This window comes from Acinetobacter sp. PW68 (assembly GCF_020982655.1).
In the GTDB taxonomy this organism is placed as follows: Bacteria; Pseudomonadota; Gammaproteobacteria; order Pseudomonadales; family Moraxellaceae; genus Acinetobacter; species Acinetobacter towneri_A.
Genome location: NZ_JAHZSX010000001.1, coordinates 372,270 through 388,324 on the forward strand (window position 1 = coordinate 372,270; position 16,055 = coordinate 388,324).

Genomic DNA, 16,055 nt, shown 5'->3' on the forward strand with positions numbered 1-16,055 from the left:
ACTTAATAAAACAATTGCTTATCCTGTGGATAACTTTGAGGATAACTGTGTGGAAAACAAGCATATTCACTTAAATTCAGAGCAAACCCCAATGCAGGCGTGGATGAATTACCTGTGTCAGCAGCCGTTTAGCAATGTCGCTTTTGATGCTTCAGCACAAATTTTGATGCAACAGGTACTCGATGCCATTGAGCAAGGCGATAGCTGTATTCCTGCAACTGCAGAACAAGTGGCGGCATTGCAGCATTTGCACATGAACTTGCAGCGCGGCGCTTTAAATCCTGATCCACAAATTGCGCCATTTGTATTTGACGGGCAGCGTTTGTATTTGTATCGCTACTGGAAACTGGAACATCAGGTCGCCAACGATATTTTACGGATTCAGGCGCAGGCACCTTTGTCATTTGAATTACAAACCGATCAGCTTAATTTATTGCAAGATCCACAGCAGCAAAAAGCGTTACAAACTGCGGCAACTCAAAGTTTGAGCATTATTACAGGCGGGCCAGGTACAGGAAAAACCTATACTTTGGCGCATATTATTGCGGTGCTCAATCAAGCTTTACCCAATATTCGAATTGCGATGGCGGCTCCTACAGGCAAGGCGGCACAGCGGATGCAGGAAGCCTTGCAAAATGCTTTAAATAGTCAAGCTTTACAAGCGTTTAATGTCGATGCCTTGCGTCAATTACAACCTGTGACCTTGCATCGTTTATTGGGCTTGGGCAATACAGGCAAGCCACGCTTTCACGCCAAACAGCCTTTACCTTATGATGTGATTGTGGTTGATGAAGCTTCGATGTTGGATTTAAGCCTGTCACAGATGTTATTGGCCGCTATTCCTGCGCAGGCGCGTTTAATTCTGTTGGGTGATGCTAATCAACTGGCTTCAGTCGATGTTGGTAAGGTATTGGCCGATTTACAGCAAGTGCCTGAACTCGCAAATAACCGTGTCAATTTAGTCACTACACGCCGTTTTACCGAAGGGGCTAAAATTGGCGCAATGGCCAAATTCATTCAGCAAGAGCATTCCCTTGCACAGGTTTTGGCTGAGTTTGAACAACAGGTAGTTGCTGCAACCGAGTTGCGCAAAATCAATTTAGCACAAATACAGGTCGATGAAGTTCAGCTTCAATATCTACCTAGTCAAGGCAGTCCAATGTCTGCAACAGATTTGGATGGTTATTATGATCAGCTGATGTATGGTTATGAGGCTTATGTGGCGGTATTAAAAGCACATACCTTGGGCTTAGAACAATCCAGTACAACATTTCAAGCGTATGTTACAGATGTCGTGAATGTATTTGATGATTACCGTATTTTAACCGCAATTCGTCATGGACATTTAGGTCTGAAACAACTGAATGTGCAAATTGAAAAACGCTTGTTGCAACAGTTAAAACAAACAAAACATGGTGACTGGTATGTAGGACGCCCCGTCATGATGACCTATAACGATTATCAACTGGGGTTGTCGAATGGTGATATTGGCATCTGTTTTATGCGAGCGCAGCATGATCAGCGCCAGTTTGAAGTGTATTTTCCAAGCTTAAACAAATGGGTGCCTGCAACTCGCCTGCCTAAGAATATTGAAACTGCATTTGTGCTTACCATTCATAAATCGCAAGGTTCTGAATTTACTCATACCGCTGTGGTGTTAGACGCTTCGGCAAAAAACTTGCTGAGTAAGGAGCTGATCTACACTGCCATTACCCGTGCTAAAAAAGTGGTGAGTTTGTTGGTCGATGTACAAGCTTTGCAGCAAGCTTTGACTATTCGCACCCGTCGTAGCAGTGGTTTGTTAGCCAGAATTGATGACGTTTTAAATTGTTAAGAAAAATAAGCAATGGGTGGCTTTGTACGAAATAGCTTACATTGATTCGAGAAATTTGCGCATAGAGATTTCAGTAACTTTTTGAGAAGATGACTTCACACAAAAAGCTCAATAAGGATTTTGAGCACAATCGCAGAATAATAATGATAATTGTCGATCGACAGCGAACTTACAGGACGTGAGTGAAAAGAGGAAACTTACAGCCGCTAAGCCTTGTAGTTTTGGGAGAGACTACAGGGCTTTTTTATGTCTGTAGATTTTGTTGACTTGTACAATACAGACAAAGTTTAGCTGGTGTAAGAAAAAGCTTACAAGTAGATACGAGAAATACGACTTCTTTGACTTTTGTATTATGGCAAAATCTACCACACAAGGAAGTGAAACCCAGAACAGGAATGTTCAGAGAAAAAGACGCGAAAACGCGCAAATAACTACAATAAACAAAACAATAAGAATAACAAGACAAGAAACTACAGCGCAAAAACAGCCCGAGCTCTGCTCGGGCTGTTTTATTTTAAGGGCAAAATATTCCAGTGGATGAAAAGTAGTTGGCAAAATGTGACGCATTATCAATGATATACAATTGTATATTTATTTTCCTTGGATACTTTATATCTAACATGATGAGTATTCCCTTAGCATAAATCATATTTTTTTGAGACATCTAAAAAATTTAAAGCGCGTGTTTGTCGTTCTGTTTTGCAATCGGAACGTTTTTGCCTTAAAATGATGCCCTTGCTGTAGTGATGCACGGCAGTCAATTGAGCAATCAATTGATCGGTATCAAATCTTTTATTAAGCATCTCGGAGAAATCGAATGGCTTTAACAAACGCAGATCGCGCAGAGATCATTGCTAAATTTGCTCGTGCTGAAAACGACACTGGTTCACCAGAAGTTCAAGTAGCGCTTTTAACTGCTCAAATCAATGACTTACAAGGTCACTTCAAAGAGCACAAACACGACCACCATAGCCGTCGCGGTTTAATCCGTATGGTTAACCAACGTCGTAAGTTACTTGACTACCTTAAAGGCAAAGATGTGACTCGTTACAGCGCATTGATTGCTGCTTTAGGTTTACGTCGTTAATTCGATTTAAGCTTTTATTTTCGGACTATTGCATGTTGAATGCTGTATTACTGAAAACTAAAGTATATCTAGCCGTGGCTAGATCAGTGGAAGGGGCGAATGATTCGCTCCTTCTTTGTGTTTAAAATTCGTGTTTCATTCGAGTGAGGTCGGCTTCTAAGCTTTGTCATTTACCTAAAAATTGTATTGTGAATGCCAAACCTTAGGGGTCTCCACGAGAATAATTGTTCACAAGAACTAGGAAAAATAAAACATGTCGATGTTTAATATTATTCGTAAAGAATTCCAATTTGGTCAGCACCAAGTTGTACTGGAAACTGGTCGTGTAGCGCGTCAAGCCAACACGGTAATGATTACTATGGGTGGCGTGACTGTATTGGTTGCAGTGGTTGCTCAACCAACAGCAAAAGCGGGTCAAGATTTCTTCCCACTGACTGTTAACTATCAAGAAAAACAATATGCTGCAGGTCGTATCCCTGGTGGTTATGGTAAGCGTGAAGGCCGTGCTTCTGAAGCAGAAACTTTAATTTCACGTTTAATTGACCGTCCAATTCGTCCATTGTTCCCAGAAGGTTACTACAACGAAATTCAAGTCACTGCGACAGTTGTATCTTCTGACAAAACCATGGAAGCTGATATTGCTGCAATGTTAGGTACCTCTGCTGCTCTTGCAATTGCAGGTACACCGTTCCGTGGCCCAATTGGTGCGGCACGTGTGGGTTTAATCAACGGCGAATACGTGCTTAACCCGAACTTTGAGCAAATGGCGCAATCTGACCTTGACCTTGTGGTTGCGGGTACAGAATCTGCTGTATTGATGGTTGAGTCTGAAGCGAAAGAACTTTCAGAAGACCAAATGTTAGGCGCAGTGCTTTACGGTCATGACGAAATGCAAATTGCAATTCAAGCGATCAAAGAATTTGCAGCAGCGGCAGGCGCAACTGAGTCGACTTGGACTGCTCCAGAGAAAAATGAAGACCTTCGTGCAAAATTAAAAGAAGCGTTTGAAGCAAAAATTTCTGAAGCCTACACCATTGCCATCAAACAAGACCGTTATGCGGCATTAGATGCACTTCAAGCAGAAGCAGTTGCGCAATTCGTTCCTGAAAATGACGAAACGGGCATTGCAGATGACTTGAACGAACTCTTTGAAGATCTTAAATACCGTACCGTACGTGACAACATCTTATCTGGTAAACCACGTATTGATGGTCGTGACACCAAAACCGTTCGTGCCCTAGATGTACAGGTTGGCGTTCTAGAGCGTGCACACGGTTCTGCATTGTTTACTCGTGGTGAAACTCAAGCTTTAGTTACCACGACTTTAGGTAACACACGTGATGCCTTAATGGTCGACACTTTATCGGGTACTAAAACCGACAACTTCATGTTGCACTATAACTTCCCTGCATACTCTGTAGGTGAAACAGGTCGTGAATCTGGCCCTAAACGTCGTGAAATTGGTCATGGTCGTTTGGCACGTCGTGGTGTGCAAGCAGTTCTTCCTCCGGCAGATCGTTTCCCGTATGTGATTCGTATTGTATCGGACATCACTGAATCAAACGGTTCATCTTCTATGGCGTCTGTTTGTGGTGCATCGTTATCACTGATGGATGCAGGTGTTCCATTGAAAGCACCAGTTGCGGGTATCGCAATGGGCTTAGTGAAAGAAGGCGAGCGTTTCGCTGTACTTTCTGACATTTTGGGTGATGAAGACCACCTTGGCGACATGGACTTTAAAGTTGCAGGTTCTGCCAACGGTATTACTGCACTGCAAATGGACATCAAGATTGAAGGCATCACTGAAGAAATCATGGAAGTTGCATTAAACCAAGCTTATGCAGGTCGTATGCATATCTTAAATGCAATGAACCAAGTGATTTCACGTGCGCGTCCAGAAATTTCTATGCATGCACCAACTTTCCAAGTGATCAACATCAACCCTGACAAAATTCGTGATGTGATTGGTAAAGGTGGTGCAACTATCCGCCAAATTACTGAAGAAACGAAAGCTGCAATTGATATTGAAGACAACGGTACAGTGCGTGTATTTGGTGAAACCAAAGCTGCTGCACAAGCTGCTGTTGCAAAAATTCAGGCTTTAACTGCTGAAATCGAACCAGGTACAATTTACACAGGTAAAGTGATCCGTATTGTGGAATTCGGTGCGTTCGTCAATATCCTTCCAGGTACTGACGGTTTACTTCACATTTCTCAAATTTCAAATGAGCGTATTGCCAACGTTGCAGACGTGTTGAAAGAAGGTCAGGAAGTGAAAGTACAGGTTGCCGATGTAGACAACCGTGGTCGTATCAAATTAACCATGAAAGACATCGAACAAGCGTAATGCTGTGTTGATGATCTGAAATGGTCAAAAACCCGTATTCAATCTGAATGCGGGTTTTTTATGCTAAAAATTTTGTTGCACCGTACAAAAACCATCTTGGTCACATGAAAGCGGTATAAATTACAGCATGTATTTGAAAAGAAGCCTGATGCAGGCTTAAGATGAGTACATCTTAAAATCTCAAAAAATCGTACAAGAAAACTGAAAATAGAGTGCCTGTTCTATGCAAAGTTATTATTTTTATCTGCATACCAATCATAAAACCAATATTTATGTGCAAAAACAGCCAATCGAACGGCTTGAACCTGAATTTATCTGGATTGATTGCACTCGTGATGATGTGCTTAACCGAGCAGAACAGTGGCAACAAGAGATTTTGCAGCACAGTCAATTATCGCTCAATGAATATCATGTACGCGATATTTTAAATATAGAGCATCCTTGTGCGTTTGATACTTTAGATGATTATGACTTATTGATTTTTCGAAAACTGATCACACCTGAAGACCGTATTGCAACAGAGCAGCAAGTCGGGGAAAAACATGAACGGGTTTTTGGACTGGCTACTACGCCGATGAGCTTTATTATGACACCGCAGATTTTGATTACGGTGCGGGAACAGGGCAATAAAGTCATAGAAAGCTATTTGTCACGTGTGGAAGCTGCGGTACAACGTCCGATTGAAGAACAGAATAAAGCACGTAAATTGGCAGCATCACCGTTAGACTTAACCTTGCGTTTACTGAATTTGGTGGCGGATGATTATTTGGATATTCGTATGCCACTGACCCGCCGTGTGGAATATTGGCAACAAGAGTTGTTGCAGGGGCATCGTCGTTTTACCCGTTGGCATCAATTGCTGCAAGAAAATATGGCGTTTCAGCAAGTTGAAAATTTATGTGAAGAGCAAATTGAAGCCTTGCAGGAGCTGCGTGATGAAATTGTCGATAACTACCCACATTTACGTGGAAAAAAACGTAATGAACGACAGGATATTATTTTGGTACGTTTGGATGATTTGACCAGTCATATTGAACGAGTTCAAAAGCATACCATTCGCTTACGTTCTGCAGTGCAAACAGCAATTGATCTGCATTTTTCTGCCATTGCCAACCAAACCAATGAAAATATGCGGATTTTAGCCATCATTACCGCAGTTTTTGCACCTTTGACTTTGTTCACAGGTATTTATGGTATGAACTTTGAGTTTATGCCAGGTTTAAAACATGCACAGGCCTTTTGGATTATGCTGGGTGTAATGATCATGACCACTTTACTGTTGCTGTATTATTTCTATCGACGTCACATGGTGGGGCGGGGTGAAAAAAGTGTGATTGATATGTTGGCGCAACAACATAGCGATCAACACATGAGCTTATTTTGGTTTTTAGACTATGAACCCATTAAGCAAACCGTGAAAGGCACTTTAAAGGAAGTCGAAAAACTGACTAAACTTAAATAATTCAGAAGCTCAACTTGCAGATATGGTAATAGATAAAGTTTTGTATCCGATAGAGATATCACAAGGTCATTCATCGCAAAAGTTGTCCACAGAGCTCAAGAGTTATCCATAGGGCTGATAAGCTTATCCACAGATTGAACGAGATTGCGGATATTAAGCTCAAGATGGCAGATTTTTGAATGGTCTTTGAACACGGGTTTCGGGTTTAAATACGCCATCTTGTTTTGCTTTTTCTTGCTGTGTCCTGTATTTGATTGTATGAGGATTTGCAGTTCAGATCTGTATGTGTGTTAAGCCAACTGATCAATTTGTGCATTACGCAGCAAATGATACATTTCATCTTTCAGTCTTAATTTTTTGCGTTTCAGTGCTTCAATGTCATCATTAATTTGATGCACAGGATCAAGTTCTAACTGGCTGATTTCACGGTCTAGCTGTTCGTGATCTTCAAAAATTTTTGAAAAATGTGGATTGCTGTCGCGTAATCCCTGAATTAAATCACGAAACTCAGGAAACATATTTTTAATCTTCTTGTTGCAGTCTTTGGTTTTCATTGTGTCGATCATTCTCATCAAATAAATTTACGGGAATAAAAAGAAAAACGCTCTAGCAAGGTGATGAAGCACAGAGCTAGAGCGTGAGGATTAACTATGTTGAAAACTTAAATGTTTAACTTGTTTGCGTAATTTTTGCACTTCATCAATCAGGTCAAGCATCATAGCAACGGCTGAAAAACTAGCGTCGAAATCACGTTGCAGCCGATAAGCTTGGCGTGCACGACTGACATCTTCACCAAAAAATTGGTGGATACGTTCGGCAGGGCGGGAAGGCAGGATGTCATATTCTAAAAGTTGTAAGACCCATTCAGGGCTTTGCCCGCAAGCTTCGGCAAATTTTTTTAAATCTAACTGACTAAATTCTTCAATAATTTCTGTGTGTTGTCCGTCTGAAGTGATTTCACGATATAAAATAGTGGTCATGGCATACTCCTTCTGATCGAATTCAAACGAGTTGGCTCGCATGAAATGAGGGATTGCTTTACATCAATAATTGGTAGATATCCAATAAGCGCTTCTCTTTAATTTAGCCTGTATGCGCTGTAATAGAATCAGTTATTTGTATTGCTTTGGTGAAATTCAGCCAATCCTTTGCTGTGCTCAGGTCTGTTATATTGATGCGCTGATTTGGCTTATGCGTATAGATGTTCTATAGATATTAGTCTATTTTTTGTTCAATGCCATCCTTTATTTCAATTATTTGGATTGAACGGTGATGTGGTGTTAAAAATGATTGTTTCAAAATTTAGCAATAAAAAGGGTTCTTGAATAAGAACCCTATAAATCAAAATCTTAGTTTAAGGAATTAGTATTTTACCCATGTCACACTGCGGCCAATCACCGAAACACCTACATAGCCACGTAAGGTTAGACGCTTACCGTTAGCGTTTAAACGTGCTTTACCTTTATAAACTTTACCGCCAATTGGGTCTAAAACATGGCCTTGGATAAATTCACGTGGGTTTTTGGGATCTTGTTTAAAACCCCAAATAAACGGCAAGCCAATAAAAGGTGTGTTCTTTAACTTACCTGGGCAATTGCTGCAAATCACCATTTTTTCAGCACCTGGAATATTACGGGTTTCCACGATAATGCCTTCATAAGTACCATCTGGCTTTTTCTGAATTTCGACATCGGCACGTGAATAACCTGTGCGATCATCAATGGTTTTCCATTTACCAATAAGAGGGTCACTTTCAGCAAAACTCAGACCAGAAAGCGCGGCTAACATTAGCCCTGCTAAAATCCCTTTATAATTTTTTTTCATTAATGTTCCCCAGACATGTTAAGTATTAAAAAAGAATAGAGTAAAAATTCTATTTTGTGCTTTATAACAAGAAAAATCCGAATACGCAAATTGATCATTAAAAAGGTGCAATAAGCATGCAATTAGAGTTTTAGTGAAAATTTAAAATACAAGCGTTTGCATTTACAAAATATTCTAAATGACGCAGAGCTGAGATGGTGATTCTGGAAGGAAGAGTCCTATTGGCTTAAATTTTTGCTTCATCTGTGCTTTTAGCCAACGGTATTGGTGATGCGTGACGCGACTGAATTTTTGTGATTAGGTGAGCTTTTAATATTTCACCCACGTCATTTTATGTCTGGCATGGGTGGCAAGGTCTACATTGGAGAGGGTCAAATGTTTGCCGCTGTTGCTTAAGCGAGCGCGAGTTTTATATTGCTTACCAGTACGTGGGTCTAAATAATCACCTTCATAAAATTCAATTGTATTTCTTGGCGTAGCTTTTGAGTGAGTTAATGGAACAAAACCTAACAGCGGCTTATCTTTATTTTTACACGTGCAGAGTGTGCAATTTTCCAAACGCGGCGCGCAAGGAACTGCACTGAGTTCTATAATTGTAGCGGCATACGCGCCTTGTTTATCCTGACTCATGATCACGTCAGACAATGAAAAATCCGTGCGGTAGTCTAATGTTTTCCACTTGCCTAAAAGTGGGTCTGCATTGGCGGCATAAGCTAAACTTGAACAGTAAATCGCGCTGATGAATGCTAAACGAGAGAAGAATTGGGTGTTCATAAAGTCAATATCCCACAGAAGAAGCAGCCTAATGGCATAAAAAATATAGGATTACTGATACCCTATTGATGCGGTATTTTTTTTAATTGTATGAAAGTTTTATGAAATTAATTACATGAAAAATAAAAAATAATAGGTTTTGAAGATGGCCATCAGGCAAATAAAAATGAGCAAAATGGACTGCTCATTTTTATTGAGTTTTTTGGATTGCATCACATATTAATCATGGCATTCGATCATGCAATTTAGCTGAGATGTTCTCCAAATAAACCCAAGGCTTCTTCGGCACTAAAGCTATATTGTGTGCTGCAGAATTGGCAATCCATAGTAATTGGATTCTGGTATTCCAAAGTTTCCCTTACCGCAGAAACACCAATTTGAATTAATGCATTGGCACAGCGTTCTTTGGAGCAAGTGCAACCAAAACGCAAGGCTTCCACCTCAGGCAAACGGACTTGTTCTTCATTGTATAAACGGTACAAAATTTCATTGACATCTAAATCAGTTAATTCTTCTGCTTTTAAGGTTTCTGTCAGCATGGTCACGCGTGGCCATAAATCTTCATCGACCCGTTGTTGTTCTTCTTCACTGTTACGCGGTAACAATTGAATGAGCAAACCGCCCGCACGTTCGGCATTGCTTGCCAACACAATACGGGTTGGAATTTGTGCAGATAAATCGTAATACTGCATTAAACATTCAGCTAAATTGGCTTTGTCTAAAGGCACGATACCTTGATAACGCTCACCAAATTCAGGTTCGATATTAATAAACAACACAGGACTGACCAAACTTTTCAGGACGGTGCTGCTGTCTTCAGCATGTAAAAAGCGTGGGTCTTCTTCATACTCTGCCAACGCACGAACTTCACCCAAGTGGTTACATTCCGCCATGGCCCATTTAAATGTCCCAGATGCCTGAATTTGTAAGCTAATACGCCCTTTAATTTTTAGGGTACTGGCTAGCAGGGCAGTGGCACAAAGCATTTCTCCCAACAACACTTGTACCGCAGGCACATAATCACGTTGTTTCAAAATGGTTTGCAAAGTTTCTTCGAGATGAACTACTTCACCACGAACAGGGCTATCTTCAATAAAAAAGCGTTGGCGTAAATCAGACATAAAATTCTCCATAACCCTGTTTTAATGGTGGCAATATTGTAAAACACAAGTCAGTTTGCTGCATCACGTGTTACATCTATATGACCGTTATGCAATCCACGTTTTAAATCGACACCCAAGGGCATTTCACGGTTTTGTGCATCACTTTCAAACAGGTGTTCTAGTTCGGCCAAAGCGTTACGATGGGTTTCATACACTTTTTGTTCATCGGTATATATGTGCTGCTGTTGTGCCAAGAGTTGTTCATCATAATCACGGAACAGCTCAATACTTTTATATGCATCTTCTTCATTAATACCCAAATCACGTAAAGCCTGATAAGCCATGCCTAAAGAGGATAAATACGTTTCACGCCAAATATAGTTGACGCCCAAATCCCGCAATAAATGCACATGATGCCGATCACGGGCGCGTACCAATAATTTTAGAGCTGGATAATTCAGGCGAATATGTCGTGCCACATTCATTGAATCTTCAATATCATCAATCGCGAGAATAAAGATTTTGGCATGCTCGATGCCTGCGGCACGTAAAATTTCAGGTTGAGTCGCGTCGCCATAATAGACTTTACCGCCGTAATTTCGCACGAAATCAATTTTATCCATATTGCTGTCGATGGCAGTAAAGTGCAGATGCTGCAAGTACGCCACACGGGCAATAATTTGTCCAAAACGACCAAAACCCGCAATAATCATAGGGTGATGTGTATCGGGAATTTCGTCATATTCAGGCGTTTTTTCACGTTCTAGGCGGGGGATAATTTGACTGCTCATCAACCAATATAAAATTGGGGTCAGCACCATCGATAAAGTCACAATTAAGGTCAGGGGTTGCAGCATGGCTTGGCTGAGCACACTTTCACTTTGTGCGACACTGAGGACCACAAAGGCAAACTCACCGCCTTGTGCCAAGCAAGTCGCCAACAATAAACTATTGCGCCAAGAATATTGGAAATAGCGGGCAATGGCCGTGAGGCTAATCAGTTTGATGAGCATGAGCAGCAATGCACCGCCCACAATCAGCCAAGGGGTATTCATTAAGATTGCTAGTTCCGTACTCATCCCGACTGTCATAAAAAATAAGCCCAGTAATAGGCCTTTGAATGGGGCAATACTGGCTTCTAACTCATGTCTAAACTCGGAATCTGCCAACAAGACGCCTGTTAAAAATGCGCCTAAGGTGGTGCTAATGCCCAGTACATCCATAATGCTGACCACGCCAAGCACAATGAACAACCCGACAGCCGTGATCAGTTCATGTGCGCCACTTTTGGCCACAAAGCGAAAAAATGGACGCATGAGATAACGACTAAATAAGAATAGACCACTAAAGGTCGCGATGATCGCAGCAAAATAGGCAATGCCATGATGGGTCGATTCTGCACCTGCCAACATGGGAATAATGGCAATTAATGGAATGGCAGCAATATCTTGAAATAGCAGAATGGAAAAGGATTGTTGTCCATAACTACTGCTGAGTTCCTGCTTTTCTTGCAACATCTGTAGCACAAAGGCCGTAGACGAAAGTGCCAGTGCAAAACCGATCACCACACTTGAGGCAATGCCTTGCTGTAAGGCAAAAAAAGCCAAGATTGCAAGTAGAATACCCGTGATGCCGACCTGTAAACTACCCAAAACAAAAATGGGCTTGCGCATTTCCCACAGCCGTTGTGGACGCAGTTCTAAGCCAATAATAAACATCAGGAACACCACACCATATTCTGCCAGTTCCTGAATATCATCGGGGTCGCTGGCAATATTGAAGACGCTAGGCCCTAGCAAAATGCCTGTAAACAAATAGCCCAATACGGTCGCAATACCAAAGCGTTTTAGTAAGGGAACCAAAACCAATGAAGCGCCTAGAAAAATGGTTATTTGTAACAATAAGGACATGTGGTCATCCAAAGTTAAAAGCGGTGGATTATTGAAATAAGTGCTGATACAGCTAAGTTTCAATTTACAGTATTAGCTAAATTCTTGCGGATCTATATCTAAACTTAGTTTCATGCTGGATGGCTTTTCATGCAACATATTTTGCCACCAGTTCCTGATATAAAAATGTAAGCGTGCCCGATCTTTAGACAACAACACCATATGTGCATGGAAACGTCCTGCTTTACGCTCCATTGGCGCAGGAATCGGTCCCCAAATTTCAATTAATTGTTCTGAATGTTCTCTAAGCCATTGTGCATGTTGTTGTAAAAATTGCTGGTTTAATTCCTGACTTTTAGATTCACAACGAATCAAAGCACTGTAACGATAAGGCGGTAATTGTGCAGCTTTGCGTTCTTTTAAACTTTGTTTGGCAAACTTGCGGTAATCTCCCTCGACTAATGTCGTGAGAAGTGGATGATCGGGACGCACACTTTGCAAATAAACATCACCTTTATGCTCACCACGCCCTGCACGTCCCGCCACTTGCACAATCAGTTGAGCTGTGCGTTCAGGTGCGCGAATATCCACACTAAGTAAGCCTGAATCAATATCTAAAATTGCCACCAAGGTCACATACGGAAAATGATGCCCTTTGGCCAGCATTTGCGTGCCCAATAAAATTAGCGGTTCACTGCGTTGGATGCGGTCATAAATTTTTTGCCAACTTCCTACTCGGCTGGTCGAGTCCCGATCTACCCGAATGACGTCTACAGTTGGAAACAGCTCATTTAAACTGTCTTCGACTTTTGCAGTGCCCATGCCAATTGGTTTGAGTTCTGTATGGTTGCAGGCAGGGCATTGCTCAGGTTTACGATGAATTGTACCGCAGTGGTGGCAATGTAAATGCGTATAAGGTTGATGATGCAAGGTAAAGTTGGCATCACAATTCGGGCATTTGGCTTGCCATGCGCAGCTTTCACAAATCAGCACAGGTGCATAGCCGCGTCGGTTTAAAAACACCAAGACTTGTTCTTTTTTGGCCAGACGTTTTTTGATTTCATCAATCAATTGTTGGCTAATACCGTGCTGTTTTTTGGCAATTTTTAAATCAATCAAGTGGATTTTGGGCATGAGTGCCGTGCCAGCACGTTGATTTAACTCCAGACATTGCATTTTACCTTGATCGACTAAGGCATAGCTGTCAACGCTTGGAGTCGCCGAACCTAAAATAACGGGGCAATTTTCCAGATGGGCACGATAGAGCGCAACATCACGAGCATGGTAGCGAAAACCTTCCTGCTGTTTAAAAGACAGGTCGTGTTCTTCATCCAAAATAATCAAGCCTAAATTTGGCAATGGGGTATAAATGGCTGAGCGTGTACCTAAAATAATTGAGGCTTTACCCGTTTGAGCGGCTTGCCATGCCTGCAAACGCTTGGAATCATTTAAACCTGAATGTAAGAGGGCAATGTGGCAATGAAAACGTGACTGGAAACGGCTAATGGTTTGTGGCGTTAGACCAATTTCAGGCACTAACACCAACACCTGTTTGCCCTGTTTCAGCACCTCATACATGATGTGCAAATACACTTCAGTTTTGCCGCTGCCCGTTAAACCATCTAGCAAAAATGCCTTATATTGCTGTCGTACTTTAAGTACAGTGTCAATTGCTTTTTTCTGATCTGGATTAGGGGTTAAAGGCATTTGCGCCAAAGTCACGGGCATCGGGCTAAAATCTTGGGCTTCCAAAACACATGCGCAAATTTCTTTATTTGCCAAGGCTTTTAGAGTTGCAGTTTCAATACCTGCCAAATTTAAAATATTTTCAGAAGTGCCTGAAGGATGCAGCTTTAAAATTTTATAGGCTTGTTGTTGTTTTTCCGAACGTGTAATTTTGACTTCGGCATGTGCATCCAATAATTTCCAAGTGCGTGCCAATAAATTATAGGGTTTGGCTTGGCGCAATAAACTTGGCAAGGCGCTTTGCATCACCTCACCAATCGGGAATTGATAATATTGTGCCGACCATGTCAACAAAGTTAAAACTTTAGGGTCTAAAATCGCTTGCTCATCTAACAGTTCGCTAATGGCTTTGAGTTTAAAACGTGGATCAATTGGAGTATCGAGTGCTAGTTTTTCGACAATAATCCCGACCAAGTTTTGCCGACCAAAAGAAACCAAGACCCGCGCGCCTACTTCTGCTTGCTGATATTGAGCTGCACTGAGCATATAATCGAAGCAGTCGTAAAGATACACGGGCACAGCCACTCGAATACGATAAACAGGCTGTCGGTCTAAAGTTGAATCTGGCATAGAAAAAGTCGTATCGTCCTGTGAAAATGGCTTCGTGCTCGACTTTGGCATGTGTTAGAGTGAGCACAGAATTTATATCTAAGAATATGAATGATTTTAGTGGTCAGACGCAACCGCGTTGCAAGAAATTTTGGAAAATTAGAGCATTACAATGCCAGCATATCAATTTACGGCCATTGACGCTTCAGGGAAGCAGCAAAAAGGTGTTTTAGAGGGTGATTCTGCACGACAAATCCGTCAGCAATTACGCGACAAAGAATGGATTCCTGTCAGTGTTGATGCCGTTGAACAAAAAGATAAACACAGTGGTAAACAGTGGTTTAAGAAAAAAATCACAGCCTATGATTTGGCTTTACTAACCCGTCAGTTATCGGTTTTGGTGGCTGCTGCGATTCCTTTAGAAGAAGCCGTTCGTGCTGTGGGTAAACAAAGTGAAAAAGCCCATGTGCAAAATTTACTAATGTCGGTGCGTTCCAAAGTATTGGAAGGTTATTCATTGGCCAATGCTTTACAACAATCGGGGCGTTTTCCAGAATTATATATTGCCACTATTGCCGCAGGCGAGCGTTCGGGGCATTTGGATTTAATTTTGGAACAATTGGCAGATTACACCGAAAACCGCTTTGCCATGCAGAAAAAAATTCAAGGGGCGATGATTTATCCCATTATTTTAATGCTGATGTCTTTTGCGATTGTGATGGGTTTAATGACCTATGTCGTACCCGATATTGTTAAAACCTTTGATCAAAGTAAAGACGCCTTGCCGTGGATCACCGTGGCATTAATGAAAGCCAGTGACTTTATCCGTGTTGCATGGCCGTTTTTACTGGTGGTTTCTGTGGTCGGAGTATTGTTGTTGGCGCGTTTTTTACGCACCACCGCAGGGCATTATGCCTTTGACCGTTTAACCTTAAAGTTGCCGTTATTTGCAAAATTATCACGTGGGATTAATGCTGCGCGTTTTGCCAGTACCTTGTCTATTTTGACTCAGTCGGGTGTGCCTTTGGTGGATGCGCTAAAAATTGGTGCTGCGGTCAGTAACAACTGGGTCATTCGAGATGCGGTCAATTTGGCGGCAGAAAAAGTCACCGAAGGTGGTAACTTGGCGACGCAATTGGAGCGTAGTGGTTATTTCCCACCGATGATGGTACAAATGATCAAAAGTGGTGAAGCTTCGGGCGAGTTAGACCGTATGCTGTCACGTGCTTCAGACATGCAAGACCGTGAAGTGACTACGCTTATTTCCACTCTTTTGGCACTCTTGGAACCGTTGATGTTGATACTGATGGCGAGTATTGTATTGGTGATTGTGATTGCGGTCATGCTGCCAATTGTGAATATGAACAATATGATTTAAATCGTTTTGAAGCATCGTTCTTCAAACAGAATCTAAAATAAATGTCGAATTGATATCAATAA

12 protein-coding genes are annotated in these 16,055 nt (G+C 41.6%); 5 read left to right on the forward strand and 7 right to left on the reverse strand.

Translation table 11 applies throughout. The annotated features are described in order from the left end of the window. The first annotated feature begins 49 nt into the window (after window positions 1–49). The 4 genes from recD (at window position 50) to K1T76_RS01700 (ending at window position 6,730) form a co-directional block, all read left to right on the forward strand. Window positions 50–1,834, forward strand: coding sequence for an exodeoxyribonuclease V subunit alpha (gene recD, locus K1T76_RS01685; RefSeq protein ID WP_230243939.1), 1,785 nt, complete (start codon window positions 50–52; stop codon window positions 1,832–1,834). Window positions 1,835–2,651: 817 nt separating this feature from the next. Beyond that, a complete protein-coding gene (gene rpsO / locus K1T76_RS01690) occupies window positions 2,652–2,921 on the forward strand; it encodes a 30S ribosomal protein S15 (RefSeq protein ID WP_004975922.1) in 270 nt (89 codons plus the stop codon). Window positions 2,922–3,180: 259 nt separating this feature from the next. Next, on the forward strand, window positions 3,181–5,268 hold the full coding sequence (pnp, locus tag K1T76_RS01695; protein WP_230245605.1) for a polyribonucleotide nucleotidyltransferase: 2,088 nt from the start codon (window positions 3,181–3,183) through the stop codon (window positions 5,266–5,268). Window positions 5,269–5,491: 223 nt separating this feature from the next. Next, window positions 5,492–6,730 (forward strand): magnesium transporter CorA family protein, encoded by a 1,239-nt coding sequence (locus K1T76_RS01700; RefSeq protein WP_230243940.1) that lies wholly within the window; start codon window positions 5,492–5,494, stop codon window positions 6,728–6,730. Between the two features lie 290 nt (window positions 6,731–7,020). Here K1T76_RS01700 and K1T76_RS01705 read toward each other — a convergent pair whose 3' ends face one another. The 7 genes from K1T76_RS01705 to K1T76_RS01735 all read right to left on the reverse strand — a co-directional run bounded on the left by K1T76_RS01705 (window position 7,021) and on the right by K1T76_RS01735 (window position 14,636). Next, window positions 7,021–7,284 (reverse strand): YdcH family protein, encoded by a 264-nt coding sequence (locus tag K1T76_RS01705; protein WP_019836056.1) that lies wholly within the window; start codon window positions 7,282–7,284, stop codon window positions 7,021–7,023. A gap of 90 nt (window positions 7,285–7,374) precedes the next feature. Beyond that, a complete protein-coding gene (locus tag K1T76_RS01710; RefSeq protein ID WP_026437978.1) occupies window positions 7,375–7,710 on the reverse strand; it encodes a chaperone modulator CbpM in 336 nt (111 codons plus the stop codon). A gap of 382 nt (window positions 7,711–8,092) precedes the next feature. Beyond that, window positions 8,093–8,554 carry a DUF2147 domain-containing protein gene (locus K1T76_RS01715; protein ID WP_230243941.1) on the reverse strand — a complete coding sequence of 154 codons (462 nt, stop codon included), beginning with the start codon at window positions 8,552–8,554 and terminating at the stop codon, window positions 8,093–8,095. Window positions 8,555–8,863: 309 nt separating this feature from the next. After that, window positions 8,864–9,328, reverse strand: coding sequence for a DUF2147 domain-containing protein (locus tag K1T76_RS01720; protein ID WP_070154397.1), 465 nt, complete (start codon window positions 9,326–9,328; stop codon window positions 8,864–8,866). A 245-nt stretch (window positions 9,329–9,573) separates the two neighbouring features. Next, window positions 9,574–10,449 (reverse strand): Hsp33 family molecular chaperone HslO, encoded by an 876-nt coding sequence (gene hslO / locus K1T76_RS01725; protein WP_070154399.1) that lies wholly within the window; start codon window positions 10,447–10,449, stop codon window positions 9,574–9,576. A gap of 50 nt (window positions 10,450–10,499) precedes the next feature. Continuing rightward, window positions 10,500–12,341: a monovalent cation:proton antiporter-2 (CPA2) family protein gene (locus K1T76_RS01730; RefSeq protein WP_070154401.1), complete on the reverse strand. Its 1,842-nt coding sequence runs from the start codon at window positions 12,339–12,341 to the stop codon at window positions 10,500–10,502. A 72-nt stretch (window positions 12,342–12,413) separates the two neighbouring features. Continuing rightward, window positions 12,414–14,636 carry a primosomal protein N' gene (locus K1T76_RS01735; protein WP_230243942.1) on the reverse strand — a complete coding sequence of 741 codons (2,223 nt, stop codon included), beginning with the start codon at window positions 14,634–14,636 and terminating at the stop codon, window positions 12,414–12,416. 151 nt (window positions 14,637–14,787) lie between these two features. Between K1T76_RS01735 and gspF the strand changes: the two genes are divergently transcribed. Beyond that, window positions 14,788–15,993, forward strand: coding sequence for a type II secretion system inner membrane protein GspF (gene gspF, locus K1T76_RS01740; protein WP_230243943.1), 1,206 nt, complete (start codon window positions 14,788–14,790; stop codon window positions 15,991–15,993). The last annotated feature ends 62 nt before the right edge of the window (window positions 15,994–16,055 follow it).

Bases quoted from the DNA above. Each gene is read 5' to 3' on its own strand.
- rpsO (WP_004975922.1), top strand. From the start codon at position 2,652: ATGGCTTTAACAAACGCAGATCGCGCAGAGATCATTGCTAAATTTGCT.
- pnp (WP_230245605.1), top strand. From the start codon at position 3,181: ATGTTTAATATTATTCGTAAAGAATTCCAATTTGGTCAGCACCAAGTT.
- K1T76_RS01700 (WP_230243940.1), top strand. From the start codon at position 5,492: ATGCAAAGTTATTATTTTTATCTGCATACCAATCATAAAACCAATATT.
- K1T76_RS01705 (WP_019836056.1), bottom strand. From the start codon at position 7,284: ATGAAAACCAAAGACTGCAACAAGAAGATTAAAAATATGTTTCCTGAG.
- K1T76_RS01710 (WP_026437978.1), bottom strand. From the start codon at position 7,710: ATGACCACTATTTTATATCGTGAAATCACTTCAGACGGACAACACACA.
- K1T76_RS01715 (WP_230243941.1), bottom strand. From the start codon at position 8,554: ATGAAAAAAAATTATAAAGGGATTTTAGCAGGGCTAATGTTAGCCGCG.
- K1T76_RS01720 (WP_070154397.1), bottom strand. From the start codon at position 9,328: ATGAACACCCAATTCTTCTCTCGTTTAGCATTCATCAGCGCGATTTAC.
- hslO (WP_070154399.1), bottom strand. From the start codon at position 10,449: ATGTCTGATTTACGCCAACGCTTTTTTATTGAAGATAGCCCTGTTCGT.
- K1T76_RS01730 (WP_070154401.1), bottom strand. From the start codon at position 12,341: ATGTCCTTATTGTTACAAATAACCATTTTTCTAGGCGCTTCATTGGTT.
- K1T76_RS01735 (WP_230243942.1), bottom strand. From the start codon at position 14,636: ATGCCAGATTCAACTTTAGACCGACAGCCTGTTTATCGTATTCGAGTG.
- gspF (WP_230243943.1), top strand. From the start codon at position 14,788: ATGCCAGCATATCAATTTACGGCCATTGACGCTTCAGGGAAGCAGCAA.